Origin of the sequence: Streptomyces sp. CB02400 (assembly GCF_001905725.1) — a bacterium.
Taxonomy (GTDB): domain Bacteria; phylum Actinomycetota; class Actinomycetes; order Streptomycetales; family Streptomycetaceae; genus Streptomyces; species Streptomyces atrovirens.
Map to the genome: position 1 here is coordinate 230,448 of NZ_LIWB01000005.1, position 18,538 is coordinate 248,985.

The window sequence follows — 18,538 nt, forward strand, 5'->3', positions numbered from 1 at the left end:
CCTTGAAGGCCTGGGAGGTACCCCCAGGGCGGCACGGGTGGGCGCAGCGGCACCGGCAAGCGCCGCGAGCCGACACACCCCCCGGCCGCCCCCACACCGTGCGGCTACCGACTGCCGACTACCGCGAGGACTTCTGCAACGCCTTCTCCGCCTTGTCCAGCGCCGCGGCGAACCCATACGCCCACAACTGGTTCACCCGCGACCGCTCCGCGGAGTTGGGGTACGCGTTGGTGCAGGACGGCCCGGGCCCGCCCCCGGACATCAGCTCGCTGCACGGCCCCGAGTAGTGGTCCGGCAGCCCGAGCACGTGCCCGGTCTCGTGCGCGGTCACCCGCGTCGAGTTGTAGATCTGGTTCTGCCGGTAGTCGAGGAAGATGTACCCCCGCCCGTGCCCGTCGGTGGACGCGTACGATCCGCGCGAGTCGTTGCCCTCGTAGTACCTGAAGTCGACACCCGACGTGCCGGCCTGGAGTCTCACGTTCGAGACCGAGCTGTTCCAGATCTGCGTACTGCGGGATATCTGGGTGGCGAACGAGGGCGCCCGGGAGGCGTCGTAGACGACGGTGACGGCGGCCGCGCCCGTCGGGTTCGCGGCCCGCTTCTCGGCCGCCGACTTCAGCACGGCCTCGAAGAAGGCCCGGTTGGCCGCCGCCTCCTCCGACGACCCGTCGTAGGCGGCGTACGGGGCGGACGAACCGGCGTCGACGGGCGCGGGGGCCGCCGTCGCCGGGGCGATGCCGAGGCCGAGAGCCGTGAGGCTCATTCCGGCGGCGGTGAGCACGGACATGGGCACGCGCATGCGCATACGCATCGATGACTCCTTGAGGTGGGGGTCGAGTCACATGTCACCGAGGAGTGTGTGCGCCTGTGCGGCGGCTGTGATGATGGCAACCGGTGATAGGACGGCCCTATCGACCGACTCCGGCCACCCCGCCGCGCACGCCCGACTCCGCCTGAACGGACGCGGTTTGTGTGTCTGGTGAAACCTGAACTTCCGCCTTACCCTCCCAGGGCATGGAGCTTGAGGTCAGGCACCTCAGGGCGCTGTGCGCGATCGCCGACACCGGCAGTCTGCACCGAGCCGCACGCCAACTCGGCGTGGCTCAGCCCTCGTTGAGCACGCAGTTGCGGCGCATCGAACAGGAGCTGGGCGGTGCCCTGTTCGTGCGTGCGCGCACCGGCTGCCGTCCCACCCCACTGGGCCGGCTGGTGCTCAGCCGCGCCCGCCCGCTCGTCACCGAACTGCGCTCGCTGGTCACCGAGGCCCGTGCCGCCGCCGGCGGCCAACAACTGCGCATCGGCTCCACCGCCAGCCGGGCCCTGGCCGGCTGGCTGCGACGGCTGCGCCGGCACTGGCAGGAGCCCACCCTGCACATGGACGTCTCCGCCAACGCCCTGCTGCGCATGGTCGCCGACGGGCAGCTCGACGTGGCGTTCGTGCACGAGGTCGAGGGCTGTCCGCTGCGCGTCCCCGAGGGCCTGCGCACCCGGGTCCTCGTCGAGCGCGAACCGCAGTGCGTATCGCTCCCGGCCGACCATCCTGCCGCCGCGCACCCGGTGGTCCACCTGTCCGACCTGGCCGGCGACCGCTGGATGATCGACCCGGCGGTCGACGGCGAGTGGGACGCCGTACGCCGGGTCCTGCACGCCGCCGGGATCAGCCCGCGCGTGCTGCACGGCGACTATCACACGGCCGCGTCCCTGGTCGCCATCGGCGAGGCCGTCACCGTGTGCCAGCCGACCTCGCTCTCCCGCCCCGAGACGGCGGTCCGCCGGCTGCACGGTGACCCGCTGGGCGTACGGCTGCTGCTGGCGGCGCGTACGGAGTCGGAGCTGGAGGGCGTCTATCCCGATCTGGCCGAGGCGTACCGGGAGGTGGCGCGGCAGGCACCGGCGTACCGGGAGTGGCTGGAGGACCCGGTGCCCGGGCCCTGATCCGGCCACTCCCGGACGGTCGCGTCAGACGCCGATGTCGCGGCCGTCCGCGCGCCACACCGCGACGACGGCCGGGCGGACGTACGTGCCGGGCCCGTCGGGCCAGGCGCTGGCCGGCTGGTCCACGGTCGCCCCGTCCACCTCGCCCGGGTGCTGTACGGCGACCAGCACCCGCCGGTCCTGGATGACCGGGCCGCAGGTCTCCGCACCGTTGGGCACGGTGAGGAACTGCTTCAGCTCACCGCGCCGGTCACCGCGCGTGGCGACGCCGAAGAGGCCGTCGTGGGAGCCGAGGGCGCTGCCGTCGGTGGAGATCCACAGGTTGCCGTGGTCGTCGAAGGCGACGTTGTCCGGGCAGGAGATCGGGCTGACGGAGTCCTTCGGGAACCCGGCGAAGTACGTCGCCGGGTCCTCCGGGTCGCCCGCGACCAGGAACAGGGACCAGGCGAAGCGGGTGCTCTCCGGCCGGTTCCAGCGCTCGGTCAGTTCGAGCACGTGGCCGTGCTTGTTGGAGTTGCGCGGGTTGGCCTCGTCGGCGGCGGCGTAACCGGCCTTGCCGCGGTTGGAGTTGTTGGTGAGGGCCATGTAGACCTTGCCGGTGACCGGGTTGGGCTCGATGTCCTCGGGCCGGTCCATCTTGGTGGCGCCGACCTTGTCACCGGCGAGGCGCGTGAAGACGAAGACCTCCTCGGCGGTCATGCCCTCGACGTGCGAGACGGCGCCGTCGGCGGTGGCGGTGGCCAGCGGGATCCACTGACCGCTGCCGTCGAACTCGCCGTCCTTCGGGAGCTTGCCGGTGCCGTCGATCTCGATGGCGGGCGAGTCCCCGGACAGCTTGGCGACGTAGAGAGTCCCCTCGTCGAGCAGCGAGAGGTTGTGCTCCCGCGCCCAGCGGCTGTTGCCGTGCCGCATCCGCTTGCTGCCGACGAACTTGTAGAAGTAGTCGAACCGCTCGTCGTCGCCGGTGTAGACGACCGGGCGCCCGTCGTGCGTCAGCCGCACGGTCGCGCCCTCGTGCTTGAACCGGCCGAGCGCGGTGTGCTTGCGGGGCGTGGAGTCGGGGTCGTACGGGTCCAGCTCGACGACGTAGCCGAAGCGGTGCGCCTCGTTGGGCTCCTGGGCGAGGTCGAACCGCTTGTCGAACCGCTCCCACTTGCGCTCGGTGGCGCCGGTGCCGATGCCGTACCGCTTGTCGGTCGCGCTGCTGCCGTTGGCGAAGTACTGGTTGAAGTTCTCCTCGCCGTGCAGGGTCGTGCCCCAGGGGGTGGTACCGCCGGCGCAGTTGTTGAGGGTGCCGAGCACCTTGGTGCCGCGCGGGTCGGCGGAGGTCTTCACCAGGTCGGACCCGGCGACGGGGCCGGTGAGCCGGAACTCGGAGGTGGCGGTGAGCCGCCGGTTGAGCCGGTGCCGCGTGACGGGCGTCAGCTTCCCGCTCCGCCGCTCCTCCTCCACCGCGACGACGGCCAGCCCGTGCGCGGCCCAGGCGATCTCCACCTGCTCGCGGGTGGGGTTGTCGGCGTCGTAGTCCCGGAACATGAGGATCTCGTCGGTGTACTCGTGGTTGGCGACGAGGAGCTGCCGGTCGCGCTCGCCGCGCAGGGGCAGCAGCGCGAGGAAGTCGCAGTTGTACCCGAACTGCCCGGCCTGTGCCTTGGCACTCTGCCGCTCCGGGTCGAAGGCGGGCGCGCCGCGCAGGATGGGCTCGCCCCAGCGGATGACGACGTTCTGCCGGTAGCCCTCCGGCACGGTCACGGCGTCGTTCGTGTTCGGCGCGACGGGCGTGAACCGCAGACCGCGGGCGCCCTCGGGTTTGTGGTGGTGGCGGCCCTTCGCGGCCGCGGCCGCCTGCGCCTCGGGAGCGGCGGCGACGCCGACCGCCCCGGCGCCGGCGGCGGCCACCGTCACGACGGCGGCGGCGCGCATCATGGAGCGGCGGCTGAGGGCACCGGCGATGACGTCACCGACGTACTCGTTGGAGCTGGTGTTGGGCACCTCGTGGAAGCAGGCGTCACCACACCGGAAACGGCAGGTCATGGCGGACCGACCGCCGGGGTGGGAACCGGACGGCGTTCCGATCAACGGCAGCAGCTTTCGCACGTTCTCTCTCCTTGGGTGCCCGTGGTGTCAGCGTGACCGTAGGAGTACATATGTGCGGTAGCCGGGCGGCCGGGTGAACGGTGCGTGAACCTGCGGCAGCATCTGGGAAGTTGCACCGGGCCGAATCGCACCCTTGACATATACGATTCCGCAAACCCAACCCTGCCCAAGATCGCCCTTGCGGGCCGCTAACCTTACGTGTCCGTCCTGGCCAGGGATTGACGGGCATCAACTCACGCGAAGGGTTGCGCACATGGGCATTCTCACTCTCCTGCGGAACGCGTTCGGCCGGTCACGCAAAGCGAGGTCCGCCGAAGCGGAGGGTGCGGCGGACGCCGCCGAGACGGCGAGCACGTCCCCGGCATCGCCCACCCCGACGAAGCCGGCCCCGAAGGTCCCGTCCCCGTCCCCCGAGCCCACCCCCGCGCCCCGCACGGCCTCGGTCCCGGAACCCCGCGAGGAACACGACCTGGTCTCCGCGGCCTTCGACAACATCACGGTCCCCAAGCCCACCCGCTCGGACGACCCCACGGCCCCCGCCCAGGAAGCCAAGGCGACCCCGGAGCCCGACCCCGCACCCGAACCGAAGGCAGAGCCCGAACCGGAAGCCAGGCAGGAACCCACGCCTGAGCCGGCAGCCGAGGCAGAGCCGGAAGCCGAGCCGACGGCAGAAGCCGAGGCGAAGCCCGAGGCCACCACCGAGGCCGAGCCGGAGCCGGCTGCCAAGGCGGAGCCTGAGGCCGAGGCTGAAGCCGAGCTGACGTCCACGGCAGAGGCAGAGGCGAAGCCCGAGGCCACCACCGAGGCCGAGCCGGAGCCGGCTGCCAAGGCGGAGCCTGAGGTCGAGGCCGAGGTGGAAGAGAAGCCCGAGGCTGTCACTGAGCCCGCGGCCGCCGACGGCGAGGACGCCCCACAGGGGCCACCCGCACCCGACGACGAGAGCAGCACGGGCGGTGCGGGTGGGAACGAATCCCCGGCCGAAGGCGAAGCCGAGGCCGCACCCGAGCCGGAAGCCGAGCCGACGGCAGAGGCCGAGGCGAAGCCCGAGGCCACCACTGAGGCCGAGCTCAAGACGGAGCCGGAGGCAGAGGTCGAAGGCGAGGCCGAGCAGCCCACCCCGAAGCCGGCCCCCGCCACACCCCCCACAAAGCTCCGCAACACCACCCTCACCACCGCCTACAAAGCAGCCGGCGCCACCCTCAAGAAGCACGACCTCACCGGCACCCGCGCCAAGATCTACCTCGTCCTCGACCGCTCCGCGAGCATGCGCCCGTACTACAAGGACGGCTCCGCCCAGGCCCTCGCCGAGCAGACCCTCGCCCTCGCCGCCCACGTCGACACCGAGGCCACCCTCCACGTCACGTTCTTCTCCACCGAACTGGACGGCACCGGCGAGCTGACCCTCACCGACCACGAGAACAAGATCGACGAGCTGCACGCCGGCCTCGGCCGCATGGGCCGTACCAGCTACCACGCGGCCGTCGAGGCCGTCCTCACGAAGCACGCCGAGGAGCCGGCCGGCACCCCCGCCCTGGTGGTCTTCCAGACGGACGGCGCCCCCGACGCCAAGACCCCCGCCACCCAGGCCCTCACCGACGCGGCGAAGAACCACCCCACCGTGTTCTTCTCCTTCGTCGCCTTCGGTGAGCACGACAACAAGGCCTTCGACTACCTCCGCAAGCTGAAGACGGAGAACACCTCCTTCTTCCACGCGGGCCCCACCCCCCGCGAGCTCACGGACAAGGAGCTCTACGAAGGCGTACTGGCGTCCTGGCGCCCGTAAACCCTTCCTGACCTCTGTCGGGGGGCGGACGGAATTCCCGTCCGCCCCCCGAAACGCGTGTGAGTCGATCTCCACGAGCCCAGTAGGATTTCGACCATGGCGGCCACTGGATCCGAGAAGCAGGGGGCGAAGGCGTACTACGTCTCGACCCCCATCTACTACGTCAACGACGCTCCTCACCTGGGCCACGCCTATACGACCGTCGCAGGCGACGTGCTCACCCGCTGGCACCGCCAGCGCGGCGAGAAGGTGTGGTACCTCACCGGCACGGACGAGCACGGTCAGAAGATCATGCGCACGGCCGAGGCGAACGGGGTCACCCCGCAGGCCTGGGCCGACAAGCTCGTCACGGAGTCGTGGAAACCCCTCTGGGAGCACCTCGACATCGCGAACGACGACTTCATCCGCACCACGCAGAAGCGGCACACCGACCGCGTCCAGGAGTTCGTGCAGGACCTGTACGACAAGGGCGAGATCTACAAGGGCGGCTACGAGGGCCCGTACTGCGTGGGCTGCGAGGAGTACAAGCTCCCCGGCGAGCTGCTCGACGGCGAGGGCGAGTACGCGGGCCAGAAGCTGTGCCCGATCCACAAGAAGCCGGTGGAGATCCTCAGCGAGGAGAACTACTTCTTCAAGCTCAGCGAGTACGGCGAGAAGCTCCTCGCCCACTACGAGGCCAACCCGGGCTTCATCCAGCCCGAGTCCGCGCGCAACGAGGTCGTGAACTTCGTCCGCCAGGGCCTGCAGGACCTGTCCATCTCCCGCTCGACGTTCGACTGGGGCATCCCGATCCCCTGGGACGAGAAGCACGTCATCTACGTGTGGGTCGACGCGCTGCTGAACTACGCCACGGCGGTCGGCTACAACGAGAACCCGGAGAAGTTCGAGGCCACCTTCCCCGCCGACGTGCACCTGGTCGGCAAGGACATCCTCCGCTTCCACGCGATCATCTGGCCGGCCATGCTGATGGCGCAGGGCCTCCCGCTGCCCGGGAAGGTCGCCGCGAACGGCTGGCTGATGGTCGGCGGCGAGAAGATGAGCAAGTCCAACCTGACCGGCATCAAGCCGCAGGACCTGACCTCGCACTTCGGCGTGGACGCGTACCGCTGGTACTTCCTGCGGGCGATCGCCTTCGGCCAGGACGGCAGCTTCTCCTGGGAGGACTTCTCCGCCCGCTACACCAGCGAGCTGGCGAACGACTACGGCAACCTGGCGTCCCGCGTGGCCGCGATGGTCGGCAAGTACTTCGGCGGCGAGCTGCCGGCGTCGACGGCCGACGGCGAGGCCGAGCGGGCGGTCCACGACGGCCTGGCGAAGGCGGTCGCGGAGGCGGACCGGAAGATCGGCGAGGAGCTGGACTTCCAGGGCGGCATCCTGGCGGTGTTCGACTTCGTGAAGCAGGTCAACGGCTACATCACGGAGCAGGAGCCCTGGAAGGTCGCCAAGGACACCTCCGACGAGGGCAGGGCGCGCCTGGCGACGATCCTCTACACGGCCGCGGAGTCCCTGCGCGCGGTGGCGGTCCTGCTCAACCCGGTCATGCCGGAGACCTCCGCCAAGCTCTGGGACTCCCTCGGCGCGGAGGCCGGCCTCGGCGCCCTGGCGGACCAGAAGGTCCAGGAGGCCGGCACCTGGGGCGTCCTGCCCGCCGGCTCGACGGTCACCAAGGGTTCGGTCCTCTTCCCGCGTCTCGAAGAGAAGCCGACCGCGTAACACGCTCGCTACAGCCGGGGCCCAGGACGGAGGGAAACCTTCTCCTGGGCCCCTCCGCTTGCGAAGATCATGTGAAGACGGTCGAGATCCGGCCGTCACCACTCACGTGGGGGGACCCGTTCCATGGCACTCTTCGGCAACGCGCACACCGTCGACCCGGCCCAGGCGCAGCAGGACTACGCCCGTCTGCTGGGCCACGGCGAGCAGGTGCACGCCGCGTTCCTGCTGATCCGCGACACCATCCTGTTCACCGACCGCCGCCTGATCATGGTCGACAAGCAGGGCATCACCGGCAAGAAGGTGGAGTACCACTCCGTCCCGTACCGCAGCATCACGCACTTCGCGGTGGAGACGGCCGGCACCTTCGACCTCGACGCCGAACTCAAGATCTGGATCTCCGGTTCCCCGACCCCCATCGAGAAGACCTTCACCAAGGGCGTCGACATCTACGAGGTCCAGGCGATCCTCACCCAGTTCGTGGCGCGGTAGCCGCCGGCACGACGCGCACCGACGGGCCCGGGAACCACCGTGTCCGGGCCCGGACACGGTGCGGGTAATGTCCGGAGGATGCCAGGACTCAAGGTCAGCGTCATCGTTCCCGTCTACAACACCGGTCAGTACGTCGACGAGTGCGCGCCGTCGCTGCTCGGACAGAGCCTGCCGGCCGACGAGTACGAGGTGATCTACGTCGACGACGGGTCGACGGACGACACGCTGGGCCGGCTGGAGAAGCTCGCGGCCGGGCACCCGAACGTCCAGGTGCACACCCGGCCCAACTCGGGCTGGCCGGGCGCGCCGCGCAACCTCGGCATGCGGCACGCCAAGGGCGAGTACGTGCAGTTCGTCGACCACGACGACAAGCTCGGGACCGAGGCCCTGGAGCGGCTGTACGAGCACGCGAAGCGCAACGACGCCGACGTGGTGATCGGCAAGATGTCCAGCACGATGGTCCGCCCCCGACGGCTGTTCCGGCACACGGTGGACGCCTGCACGATCGAGAACGACGAACTGATGCAGAGCCTGTCGCCGCACAAGATGTTCCGGCGGGCCTTCGTCGAGGAGCACGGGCTGCGGTTCCCGGAGGGGCCGTGGATCCTGGAGGACCTGGCCTTCGTCACCGCCGCCTATCTGAAGGCGGAACGCATCTCCGTCCTCGCCGACTACCCCTGCTACTACTGGATGAAGCGGGACGACGGCGGCAACAACACCCGGCACCGGTTCAACCCGCGGCACGGGTTCTGGCCCAACTGCCGCACGATCGTCCGCGGGATCAAGGACGGCACCACCCCCTCCGACGACATCGACGCGCTGCAGAACCGGCTGCTGCACCGCCTGTACCACGTGGAGGTCCTCTCCAGGGCCCGGGAGCCCGAGATCCTCCGCGAGGACCGGGCCGAGCAGCTGCCGCGCTTCGAGGCGGCCCGCGAGGTGGCGCTGGAGGAGTTCCCGCCGGCCGTGCGGGAGGGACTGCCCGGAGTGTCGCGGGTCCGCGCCGAACTGCTGGAGAGCGGTGACTTCGACGGGGCGCGGGCGTTCGCCGAGCACATCCGCGCGGTGAAGGCGCGCGGCGAGGCCGGCCCGCTGCGGTGGGAGGACGGCTGCCTGGTCGCCGACATCACGCTGGACCTGCTGCGCGGGGACGGCGAGCCGCTGGTCCTGGTCGAGCGGGACGGCAGGTGGTGGCTGGACCCGGAGCTGCTGGACGGCGTGCCGGGCGCCGAGGACGGGTACGAGGTGCGCGATCCGTTCCGGCTGGCGTACGCGGAGATCGTGGTCAAGGACCGGGACCGGGAGGACTGGTGGTACCCGGAGGGTGACCTGGAGGTCCGGCTCGAACCGGCCGGCGACGGACGGTCCCGGCCGGTCGCGTCCGGGCGGCTGCGCATCGACCCGGAGCGGCTGGCCGGCGGCGGGCCCCTGGGGCGCGGGGTGTACGACGTGTGGGCGTTCGTCCAGCTGCTGGGCGTCGACCGGATGGTCCGGGTGACCGGCGGGGGTGACCCGGGCACCCCGGCCGCGGGCCCGGCGCTGACCGGTGGGCGGCTCGCGCTGCCGTACTGGACGGCCGGCGGCCAGCTCGCCCTCGACCTGGACCAGCGACAGCGCCGGTTCGGCCCCGACACGGCCGGGGCCGCCGCCGCCAACGACGCGCGCGCCGGACGGTCGCTGCCGCTGCCGTACGTGACGGTGGCGTCCGGTGGCCAGGCGCGCGTCAAGGCCGCGGTGTCCGCGCTGACGGTGACCGCCGAGCTGGTCCCCGCCGCCGACGGGACGACGGTGCGGCTGCGCCTCCCCGCCCGCCTCGGCCTCGCGGACGGACGCCACCCGGTCACCTTCCCGAAGGCGGACACCCCGGTCGCGTACGCCGTCGTCAGCGACGGGGAGCTGCTGCGGCTGGAAGGCCCGGCCTACGCGGCCGGCACCGGACGCCGACTCCTCGACGCGGTCGCGGGCAACCGCCGGGCCCGGCGCGTACGGAGCCGGCTGGGCCGGCGGCACTGACCTCGTCCGGCCGCGCGGACGGCGAAGGGCCCGGAACCGGTGTCGGTTCCGGGCCCTTCGCCGTGGCCGGGGTTACTTCGGCTGAGGCTTGCGCACCGTCAGGTGCAGCTCCTTCAGGCGGGCCTCCTCCAGCTCCGTCGGCGCGCCCATCATCAGGTCCTGGGCGTTGCCGTTGAGCGGGAAGGCGATGGTCTCGCGGATGTTGGGCTCGTCGGCGAGGAGCATGACGATGCGGTCCACGCCGGGGGCGATGCCGCCGTGCGGCGGGGCGCCGAAGCGGAACGCGCGGAGCATGCCGGCGAACTTCTCCTCGACCGTCTCACGGTCGTAGCCCGCGATCTCGAACGCCTTGAGCATGATCTCCGGCTCGTGGTTCCGGATCGCGCCCGAGGACAGTTCGACACCGTTGCAGACGATGTCGTACTGCCAGCCGAGGATGTCCAGCGGGTCCTGGGTCTCCAGGGCCTCCAGACCGCCCTGCGGCATCGAGAACGGGTTGTGCGAGAAGTCGATCGCGCCGGTCTCCTCGTCCTTCTCGTACATCGGGAAGTCGACGATCCAGCAGAAGCGGAAGACGTTCTCCTCGAACTGGCCGGCGCGCTTGGCGGCCTCGACCCGCACCGCACCCATGATCTTGGAGACCTCGTCGAACTCGCCCGCGCCGAAGAACACCGCGTGGCCGGGGGCCAGGGAGAGCCGCTTGGTCAGCTCCGCGACGTTCTCCTCGGTGAGGAACTTCGCGATCGGACCGCTCAGCGTGCCGTCCTCGCCGACGCGCACCCACGCCAGGCCCTTCGCGCCCTGGGAGACCGCGTAGTCGCCGAGCTGGTCGAAGAACTTGCGGGGCTGGCCGGACACGTCCGGCACCGGCAGGGCGCGTACGTGCTTGCCGGCGAAGGCCTTGAACTCCGAGCCCTCGAAGATGTCGGTGATGTCGACGAGCTCCAGTTTGGCGCGCAGGTCCGGCTTGTCGGAGCCGTACTTCAGCATCGCCTCGCGGAACGGGATCCGCGGGAACGGGGACGTCACATGACGGCCGTCGCCGAACTCCTCGAACAGCTCGGTCATGAGCTTCTCGATCGGCTGGAAGACGTCCTCCTGCTCGACGAAGCTCATCTCGACGTCGAGCTGGTAGAACTCGCCCGGCGAGCGGTCCGCGCGGGCGTCCTCGTCACGGAAGCAGGGCGCGATCTGGAAGTAGCGGTCGAAGCCGGAGATCATCAGCAGCTGCTTGAACTGCTGCGGCGCCTGCGGCAGCGCGTAGAACCTGCCGGGGTTCAGGCGGGACGGGACCACGAAGTCACGGGCGCCCTCCGGGGAGGTGGCGCTCAGGATCGGCGTCGCCATCTCGTTGAAGCCCAGCGCGGTCATCTTGTGGCGGATCGCCGAGATGACCTGCGTACGCAGCATGATGTTGCGGTGCATGCGCTCGCGGCGCAGGTCCAGGAAGCGGTACTCCAGACGCCGCTCCTCGTTGACACCGTCCTCGGCGTTGATCGTGAAGGGGAGCGGGGCGGCGGCGCCCAGCACCTCGACCACGGAGACCTCGACCTCGACCTCACCGGTCGGCAGCTCGGGGTTGACGTTCTCCGTACCGCGCGAGACGACCTTGCCGTCGACGCGGACCACGGTCTCCTTGGAGAGCTTGTCCAGCGCCTCGTACGCCTCGGTGCCCGGGCGGGCCACGAGCTGCGTGATGCCGTGGTGATCGCGCAGATCGATGAAGAGGATGCCGCCCAGGTCGCGCCGATTGTGCAGCCAGCCACTCAGCCGGACGTCGGTGCCGACGTCAGAGGCGCGGAGCTCGCCGCAGGTGTGGGACCTGTACCGATGCATCGTCGTTCATCCAGCCTTCGCGGATCGGGGTCGTTGTTTCACGTGAAACTCCCCCCAAGCCTACCGGCCGGGCCAAGATCGCTTCTCCGTCATTACCGGCCGGGCGCAGTGGCAGTTTTCGACACCATCTTCATAAAGTGGTGCAATGCGCACTGGTGAGCCCCTGCCCGCCCTGGGGGACGTCCTCGCCGCCCTCGACACCGGCCTGTGGCACTGGGACACCGCGGCCGGGCTGGTCACGGTCGACGCCGTGGCGGCACGGCTGCTCGGGCTCCCCGCCGAACAGGTCACCCTCACGGAGGCCCAGGTACGAGCCCGCCTGCACCCCGTCGACTGGAATGAGATCACCGGAGTGGTCCAGCTCGCCGTCGCCGAGGGCACCCTCGCCGAGGTACGCATCCGGATCATGGACGACCAGAACCGGGTCGTCCGGGTGGTGCGCAGCCGCTCCAAGCCCTCCTTCGACCGCGCCCGCAAGGCGTACGTCCTGACCGGCAGCCTCCAGGAGGTCACCGAGCCCACCCCGGGCACGCCCGCCGGGCGCAGCGCGGTCACCGGCGACTGGCGGCGCTCACGGGAGGCGTTCCTGCTGGACGCGGGCCGGGCGCTGGCGGAGGCGCGGTCGACGCAGGAGGTGCTGCGGGTCGCGGCCAACCTGTCGATGCCGGGCTTCTCACCGGACGGACTGGCCGTTTTCGGCGTCGAGGGCGACCGGCTCACGATCATCGGCCACCACGGCCAGGATCCCGACGACCACCACCCGTTCACGTACATGCCGCTGGACACGGACTACCCGGCCGCCGAGGTGGTGCGCACGGGCCGCGCGGTCTACCTCTCCTCCCCGGCGCAGTACAAGGCCCGCTACCCGCTCACCTGGCCGCTCGCCCAGCGCTTCGGCCGCCAGTCCTGGGCCTTCCTGCCGCTGACCTCGTCCGGCCGCACGATGGGCGCCTGGCTGGCGGCCTTCGCCTACCCGGTCGCGTTCACCCCCGACGAGCGTTCCGTGCTGACCACGGTCGCCCGGATGCTGGCCCAGGCGCTGTCCCGCGCGGGCACGGCCGAGAGCGAGAAGGCGCTGAGCGAGGGCCTGCAGCGCACGATGCTGCCCGAGCTCGGTCCGGGCATCCCGGGCATGAGCATCGCCGCCCGCTACGTCCCCACCGGCGGCGGGCTCCAGGTCGGCGGCGACTGGTACGACGTCATCCCGCTGCCGAGCGGACGGTTCGCGATGGTCATCGGGGACGTCCAGGGCCATGACGTACGGGCGGCCGGGCTGATGGGCCAGCTACGGATAGCCCTGCGGGCCTACTCCTCCGAGGGACACCGCCCCGACGCCGTGCTCTCCCGCGCCTCCCGCTTCCTGCACGGGATCAACGAGGCGGACCCGGTGGAGCTGCGCTTCGCGACCTGCCTGTACGTAGAGGTCGACCCGGTGATCGGAGTACTGGAGGTGGCCCGCGCCGGACATCCGGACCCGGTGATCCGCATGGCCGACGGGACGGTGCTGGCCCGGCCGACGGCGGGCGGGCTGCCGCTGGGCATCGACCCGGACGCCGACTACCCCACCACCCGGCTCGTCCTGGAGTCCGGCGAGACCATGCTGATCTGCACGGACGGGCTGATCGAGACCGGTGGCCACGACCTGGAGACCGGCTGGCAGCGGCTGCGCGGCATCCTCGAGGAGCACAAGGGCGACCAGGAGGAACTGGCCGACGCCCTGGTGCAGGCGGTGCACGGCCCCTCCTCCCACCACACCACCGGCCCGCTCGCCGACCGCCGCGAGGACGACATCGCCATGATGCTGCTGTCCCGGGAGGGCGAGGGCTGCGGCTGCGGCGTGGGGTCGGACACGGTGGGGCCGCCGGTGCGCCGCACGGCGCTGACGGTGGCGCAGGCCGAGCCCGAGCGGGTCTCGGTGGCCCGCCAGCAACTGCGCGAACTCCTCCACGACTGGTCCTCGCCGGACCAGGTGGACTCGGCGGTGCTGCTGCTGTCGGAGATGCTCACCAACGTCCTCGTGCACACCGACACCGACGCCCTGCTGCTCGCCGAGGTCACCGGCGGCAGCGACGGCCGCCGGATGCGCATCGAGGTCACCGACGCCGGCGACGACCTGCCGCACATGCGCCGGCCGGGCGAGCTGGCGTCCTCCGGACGCGGTCTGGTCCTGATCGAACTCCTCGCCCACACCTGGGGCGTCGCCCCGCGCGGCGAGGGCAAGAGCATCTGGTTCGAGCTGTACGAGACGGAGGAGGCCGGTCCGCACTGAACCCCGCTCATCCCGCGAGGGGGTTCCCGTGCCCGGGGAGCCGGCCGCCCGGCGGCAGGTACCGCACCCGGCCCGCCGGGTCGGTCACCGGTGTGAACCCGGCGGCCCGCAGCCGAGCGGCGTACTTCTCCCTGTACCGCCGGTTGACGGCGAATCCGACCGGCAGGAGGGCCATCAGCGCGGCCCAGGCGAGGGCGGCGTAGACCACGGTCATGCCGCCCGAGCCGAGAACGAGGCCGACGGGCAGGGCGAGCGCGACGGCGCCGATGCCGGTGATCAGGATCCGCTGCTTGTCGGTGTACATGGCGGTGATGTCGAACGTGATGCGAGCCTTGAGGAGCTCGACCTCTTCGGGCGCGATGCGCGGCAGCTCACCGCCGTGGGCGGCCCCCGGATAGTGCGCCCGGTTGCGCGCGGCCCGCTCGCGGGCCTCGGGGCTGAGGTCGGGCACGATCACGATCAGGTACTGGTCGCCCTTCGGCCCGCCGCCCTGCCGTACGTCCGCGTACTCGTAGCCGAACTTCTGGGCCATGGCGGCGAACCGAGCGAGCTTCGTCGTGGTCGGCACGGCGCAGGTGACCCGTACGGGCTCCCCGCTCTCCATCTGCCGCAGCATCTTCCGTACCCGGCGCTTGCCCATCGGTGCCCGCCCTCTCTTCAGCGACCCGGCCGCGTACGGACATCATCGTGTCCGTACGCGGCCGGGTTCACTGCCGGAACCGGGCAGTGTTCAGGCGCCGTTGCTGCCGGCCGCCGGGCCGCCCTCGGACATCCCGTGCACGGCCGGGACCGTACCGAGCCGGCCCTTCTGGAAGTCCTCGAAGGCCTGCTGGAGCTCGTCGCGGGTGTTCATCACGAACGGGCCGTAGTGGGCCATCGGCTCCCGGATGGGCTGCCCGCCCAGCAGCACGACCTCCAGGTCCGGGGTGTGGGAGTCCTGCTTCTCGTCCGCGCGGACGGTCAGCGAGGAACCCGCGCCGAAGACGGCGGTCTGGCCGACGTGGACCGGACGGCGCTCGGTGCCGACCGCGCCCCGGCCCGCGAGGACGTACGCGAGACCGTTGAAGTCCTCGCGCCAGGGCAGGGTGATCTCCGCGCCCGGCGCCAGCGTCGCGTGCACCATCGTGATCGGCGTGTGCGTGACGCCCGGACCCTCGTGGCCGTCCAGCTCACCGGCGATGACGCGCAGCAGCGCGCCGCCGTCGGGGGAGGTGAGCAGCTGGACGCTGCCGCCCCGGATGTCCTGGTAGCGCGGCGCCATCATCTTGTCCTTGGCGGGGAGGTTCACCCACAGCTGGAGCCCGTGGAAGAGCCCGCCGGACATGACGAGCTGCTCCGGCGGCGCCTCGATGTGCAGCAGGCCGGAACCCGCCGTCATCCACTGGGTGTCGCCGTTGGTGATGGTGCCGCCACCACCGTGGGAGTCCTGGTGGTCGAAGATGCCGTCGATGATGTAGGTGACGGTCTCGAAGCCGCGGTGGGGGTGCCAGGGCGTGCCCTTCGGCTCCCCGGGCGCGTACTCCACCTCACCCATCTGGTCCATCATGATGAACGGGTCGAGATGGCGGTAGTTGATCCCGGCGAACGCCCGGCGCACCGGGAAGCCCTCGCCCTCGAAACCGCTCGGCGCGGTCGTGACGGTGAGCACGGGGCGTGCCACGGCGTCGGCGGGCGCGGTCACACGGGGCAGCGTCAACGGGTTCTCGACGGTCACTGCAGGCATGTCGGTACCTCCTCGGGTACGCCCATTTTAGTTGAGCGTTGAACTTCTTGCCACCCCGAACGAAGAAAGCCCGGAGGACATTCCCTCCGGGCCCGGTGTTCAGGAGTGGCAGGGGTCAGCCATACATGCGGCGCATCGCGAACTCGACCATCTGCTCCACGGCCTTCGCGTCGAACACCATCCGGTGCTCGCCCTCCATGTCGAGCACGAAGCCGTACCCCGTGGGCAGCAGGTCGATCACCTCGGCGCCGGTGATCACGAAGTACTTGGACTCCTTGCCCGCGTACCGCCGCAGCTCCTTCAGCGAGGTGAACATCGGGATCACCGGCTGCTGGGTGTTGTGCAGGGCGAGGAATCCGGGGTTGTCGCCGCGCGGGCAGTAGACCTTGGAGGTGGCGAAGACCTGCTGGAAGTCCTCGGCCGCCATCTGCCCGGTGGTGAACGCGCGCACCGCGTCGGCGAGCGAGGGCGCGGACGGCTCCGGATACAGCGGCGCCTGCTGCCCGTACCCGCCCTGCATCTGCTGCTGCGGCGGGACGTAACCCTGCTGTGCCCCTGCGCTCTGGTCGTAGCCGTACATGCCGCACAGACTACTGATGCGGCGGGAGGGCTGGGTCACAGATGTCCGGATCGGGGTTGCTTCTTATTACCGACGGGTAGCATCATCGTAGCTACTTGCCGGTACGTGAATCATGTGAATCAGTCGCGAGGAGTCAGTGCCTCGCCGATACCTCTCTTACGGAGCCGTCGCCATGGGGCACTACAAGTCGAATCTCCGCGACATCGAGTTCAACCTCTTCGAGGTGCTCGGGCGCGACAAGCTGTACGGCACGGGTCCGTTCGACGAGATGGACGTCGACACCGCGAAGAGCGTCCTCGAGGAGCTGACCCGGCTCGCGGAGAACGAGCTGGCCGAGTCCTTCACGGACGCCGACCGCAACCCGCCGGTCTTCGACCCGGAGACCAATACCGCGCCGGTCCCGGCGTCCTTCAAGAAGAGCTACCAGGCCTTCATGGACTCCGAGTACTGGCGCCTGGGCCTGCCCGAGGGCATCGGCGGCACCACGGCTCCCCCGTCGCTGATCTGGGCGTACGCGGAGCTGATCCTGGGCGCCAACCCGGCCGTGTGGATGTACTCCTCCGGCCCGGCCTTCGCCGGGATCCTGCACGACGAGGGCAACGAGGCGCAGAAGAAGATCGCGCGGATCGCCGTCGAGAAGCAGTGGGGCTCCACCATGGTCCTCACCGAGCCGGACGCCGGCTCGGACGTGGGCGCGGGGCGTACCAAGGCCGTGCAGCAGGAGGACGGCTCCTGGCACATCGAGGGCGTGAAGCGGTTCATCACCTCCGGTGAGCACGACATGTCGGAGAACATCCTCCACTACGTGCTCGCGCGTCCCGAGGGCGCCGGACCCGGCACCAAGGGCCTGTCCCTCTTCCTCGTCCCGAAGTACCTCTTCGACTTCGAGACCGGCGAGCTGGGCGAGCGCAACGGCGCCTACGCCACCAACGTCGAGCACAAGATGGGCCTGAAGGCCTCCAACACCTGCGAGATGACCTTCGGCGACCGCCACCCCGCCAAGGGCTGGCTGATCGGCGACAAGCACGACGGCATCCGCCAGATGTTCCGCATCATCGAGTTCGCCCGCATGATGGTCGGCACGAAGGCGATCTCCACGCTGTCGACGGGCTACCTCAACGCGCTGGAGTACGCCAAGGAGCGCGTCCAGGGTCCGGACCTGGCCAACTTCATGGACAAGTCCGCGCCCAAGGTCACCATCACCCACCACCCCGACGTGCGCCGCTCGCTGATGACGCAGAAGGCGTACGCGGAGGGCATGCGCGCGCTGGTGCTGTACACGGCGTCGGTGCAGGACGCGATCGCGGTGAAGGAGGCGGCGGGCGAGGACGCGAAGTCCGAGCACGCCCTCAACGACCTCCTCCTGCCGATCGTCAAGGGCTACGGCTCCGAGAAGGGCTACGAGCAGCTCGCCCAGTCGCTGCAGACCTTCGGCGGCTCCGGCTTCCTCCAGGAGTACCCGATCGAGCAGTACATCCGGGACTCCAAGATCGACACCCTGTACGAGGGCACCACCGCGATCCAGGGCCAGGACTTCTTCTTCCGGAAGATCGTCCGCAACCAGGGCGCGGCGCTGAACTCGCTGGCCGAGGACATCAAGAAGTTCCTGGCGCTCGGCGAGGGCGGCGAGGAGCTCGGCGCGGCCCGCGAGCACCTGGCCAAGGCGGCCGTCGAGCTGGAGGCCATCGTCGGCCTGATGCTCACCGACCTCGCGGCCACCGAGCAGGACGTCAAGAACATCTACAAGGTGGGCCTGAACACCACCCGCCTGCTGATGGCGTCCGGTGACGTGATCGTCGGGTACCTGCTCCTGCGCGGTGCCGCGATCGCCGCCGAGAAGCTCCCGACGGCCTCCGCCAAGGACGTCGCCTTCTACACCGGCAAGATCGCCGCGGCGAAGTTCTTCGCGGCCAACGTCCTGCCCGGCGTCACCCTGGCCCGCAAGGTCGCCGAGGGCGTCGAGCTGGACCTGATGGAGCTGGACGAGGCGGCGTTCTAGCCCCTTCCGGGAGATCCGGGGACCTCCCGGGACCCTCCCGGACCTCCCCGGACAGACCCCACGAGATCCAGCCGGACCCCGCCCGAGGGCCCGCTCCCGCA

The 18,538-nt window shown here is 70.5% G+C and carries 13 protein-coding genes; 7 read left to right on the forward strand and 6 right to left on the reverse strand.

Annotated features, from left to right (window positions below; all coding sequences use genetic code 11):
• Window positions 1–118: 118 nt before the first annotated feature.
• Complete coding sequence (gene snpA / locus AMK33_RS14655) at window positions 119–805, reverse strand: snapalysin (protein ID WP_073933244.1); 687 nt, start codon at window positions 803–805, stop codon at window positions 119–121.
• A 209-nt stretch (window positions 806–1,014) separates the two neighbouring features.
• Here snpA and AMK33_RS14660 point away from each other — a divergent pair, with 209 nt between their 5' ends.
• Entirely contained in the window at window positions 1,015–1,935 is a 921-nt protein-coding gene (locus AMK33_RS14660; protein WP_073933245.1) for a LysR family transcriptional regulator, read from the forward strand.
• Window positions 1,936–1,959: 24 nt separating this feature from the next.
• Here AMK33_RS14660 and AMK33_RS14665 read toward each other — a convergent pair whose 3' ends face one another.
• The gene (locus AMK33_RS14665) at window positions 1,960–4,032 is read right to left on the reverse strand and encodes a PhoX family protein (protein WP_073933246.1); all 2,073 of its coding nucleotides are present in this window, start codon (window positions 4,030–4,032) and stop codon (window positions 1,960–1,962) included.
• A gap of 253 nt (window positions 4,033–4,285) precedes the next feature.
• Here AMK33_RS14665 and AMK33_RS14670 point away from each other — a divergent pair, with 253 nt between their 5' ends.
• The 4 genes from AMK33_RS14670 to AMK33_RS14685 all read left to right on the forward strand — a co-directional run bounded on the left by AMK33_RS14670 (window position 4,286) and on the right by AMK33_RS14685 (window position 10,030).
• Entirely contained in the window at window positions 4,286–5,815 is a 1,530-nt protein-coding gene (locus AMK33_RS14670) for a VWA domain-containing protein (protein ID WP_073933247.1), read from the forward strand.
• A gap of 96 nt (window positions 5,816–5,911) precedes the next feature.
• On the forward strand, window positions 5,912–7,528 hold the full coding sequence (gene metG, locus AMK33_RS14675) for a methionine--tRNA ligase (RefSeq protein WP_073933248.1): 1,617 nt from the start codon (window positions 5,912–5,914) through the stop codon (window positions 7,526–7,528).
• Window positions 7,529–7,651: 123 nt separating this feature from the next.
• A complete protein-coding gene (locus AMK33_RS14680) occupies window positions 7,652–8,017 on the forward strand; it encodes a PH domain-containing protein (protein WP_073933249.1) in 366 nt (121 codons plus the stop codon).
• A 78-nt stretch (window positions 8,018–8,095) separates the two neighbouring features.
• Complete coding sequence (locus AMK33_RS14685) at window positions 8,096–10,030, forward strand: glycosyltransferase family A protein (protein WP_073933250.1); 1,935 nt, start codon at window positions 8,096–8,098, stop codon at window positions 10,028–10,030.
• 72 nt (window positions 10,031–10,102) lie between these two features.
• Here the strand turns inward: AMK33_RS14685 and aspS are convergent, their stop codons facing one another.
• Window positions 10,103–11,866 (reverse strand): aspartate--tRNA ligase, encoded by a 1,764-nt coding sequence (gene aspS, locus AMK33_RS14690; RefSeq protein ID WP_073933251.1) that lies wholly within the window; start codon window positions 11,864–11,866, stop codon window positions 10,103–10,105.
• Between the two features lie 145 nt (window positions 11,867–12,011).
• Between aspS and AMK33_RS14695 the strand changes: the two genes are divergently transcribed.
• Window positions 12,012–14,135 (forward strand): ATP-binding SpoIIE family protein phosphatase, encoded by a 2,124-nt coding sequence (locus AMK33_RS14695; protein ID WP_073933252.1) that lies wholly within the window; start codon window positions 12,012–12,014, stop codon window positions 14,133–14,135.
• Window positions 14,136–14,142: 7 nt separating this feature from the next.
• Here AMK33_RS14695 and AMK33_RS14700 read toward each other — a convergent pair whose 3' ends face one another.
• The 3 genes from AMK33_RS14700 to AMK33_RS14710 form a co-directional block, all read right to left on the reverse strand.
• Entirely contained in the window at window positions 14,143–14,775 is a 633-nt protein-coding gene (locus tag AMK33_RS14700; protein WP_073933253.1) for a sulfurtransferase TusA family protein, read from the reverse strand.
• A 90-nt stretch (window positions 14,776–14,865) separates the two neighbouring features.
• Window positions 14,866–15,858: a pirin family protein gene (locus AMK33_RS14705; protein WP_073933254.1), complete on the reverse strand. Its 993-nt coding sequence runs from the start codon at window positions 15,856–15,858 to the stop codon at window positions 14,866–14,868.
• 115 nt (window positions 15,859–15,973) lie between these two features.
• Complete coding sequence (locus AMK33_RS14710; protein ID WP_030856883.1) at window positions 15,974–16,438, reverse strand: SseB family protein; 465 nt, start codon at window positions 16,436–16,438, stop codon at window positions 15,974–15,976.
• Between the two features lie 172 nt (window positions 16,439–16,610).
• On the opposite strand from AMK33_RS14710, the gene AMK33_RS14715 reads away from it, so the two are divergent.
• On the forward strand, window positions 16,611–18,437 hold the full coding sequence (locus tag AMK33_RS14715) for an acyl-CoA dehydrogenase (protein WP_073933255.1): 1,827 nt from the start codon (window positions 16,611–16,613) through the stop codon (window positions 18,435–18,437).
• The last annotated feature ends 101 nt before the right edge of the window (window positions 18,438–18,538 follow it).

Coding starts and splice junctions, on each gene's coding strand:
- snpA (WP_073933244.1), bottom strand. CDS start 805: ATGCGCATGCGCGTGCCCATGTCCGTGCTCACCGCCGCCGGAATGAGC.
- AMK33_RS14660 (WP_073933245.1), top strand. CDS start 1,015: ATGGAGCTTGAGGTCAGGCACCTCAGGGCGCTGTGCGCGATCGCCGAC.
- AMK33_RS14670 (WP_073933247.1), top strand. CDS start 4,286: ATGGGCATTCTCACTCTCCTGCGGAACGCGTTCGGCCGGTCACGCAAA.
- metG (WP_073933248.1), top strand. CDS start 5,912: ATGGCGGCCACTGGATCCGAGAAGCAGGGGGCGAAGGCGTACTACGTC.
- AMK33_RS14680 (WP_073933249.1), top strand. CDS start 7,652: ATGGCACTCTTCGGCAACGCGCACACCGTCGACCCGGCCCAGGCGCAG.
- AMK33_RS14685 (WP_073933250.1), top strand. CDS start 8,096: ATGCCAGGACTCAAGGTCAGCGTCATCGTTCCCGTCTACAACACCGGT.
- aspS (WP_073933251.1), bottom strand. CDS start 11,866: ATGCATCGGTACAGGTCCCACACCTGCGGCGAGCTCCGCGCCTCTGAC.
- AMK33_RS14695 (WP_073933252.1), top strand. CDS start 12,012: ATGCGCACTGGTGAGCCCCTGCCCGCCCTGGGGGACGTCCTCGCCGCC.
- AMK33_RS14700 (WP_073933253.1), bottom strand. CDS start 14,775: ATGGGCAAGCGCCGGGTACGGAAGATGCTGCGGCAGATGGAGAGCGGG.
- AMK33_RS14705 (WP_073933254.1), bottom strand. CDS start 15,858: ATGCCTGCAGTGACCGTCGAGAACCCGTTGACGCTGCCCCGTGTGACC.
- AMK33_RS14710 (WP_030856883.1), bottom strand. CDS start 16,438: ATGTACGGCTACGACCAGAGCGCAGGGGCACAGCAGGGTTACGTCCCG.
- AMK33_RS14715 (WP_073933255.1), top strand. CDS start 16,611: ATGGGGCACTACAAGTCGAATCTCCGCGACATCGAGTTCAACCTCTTC.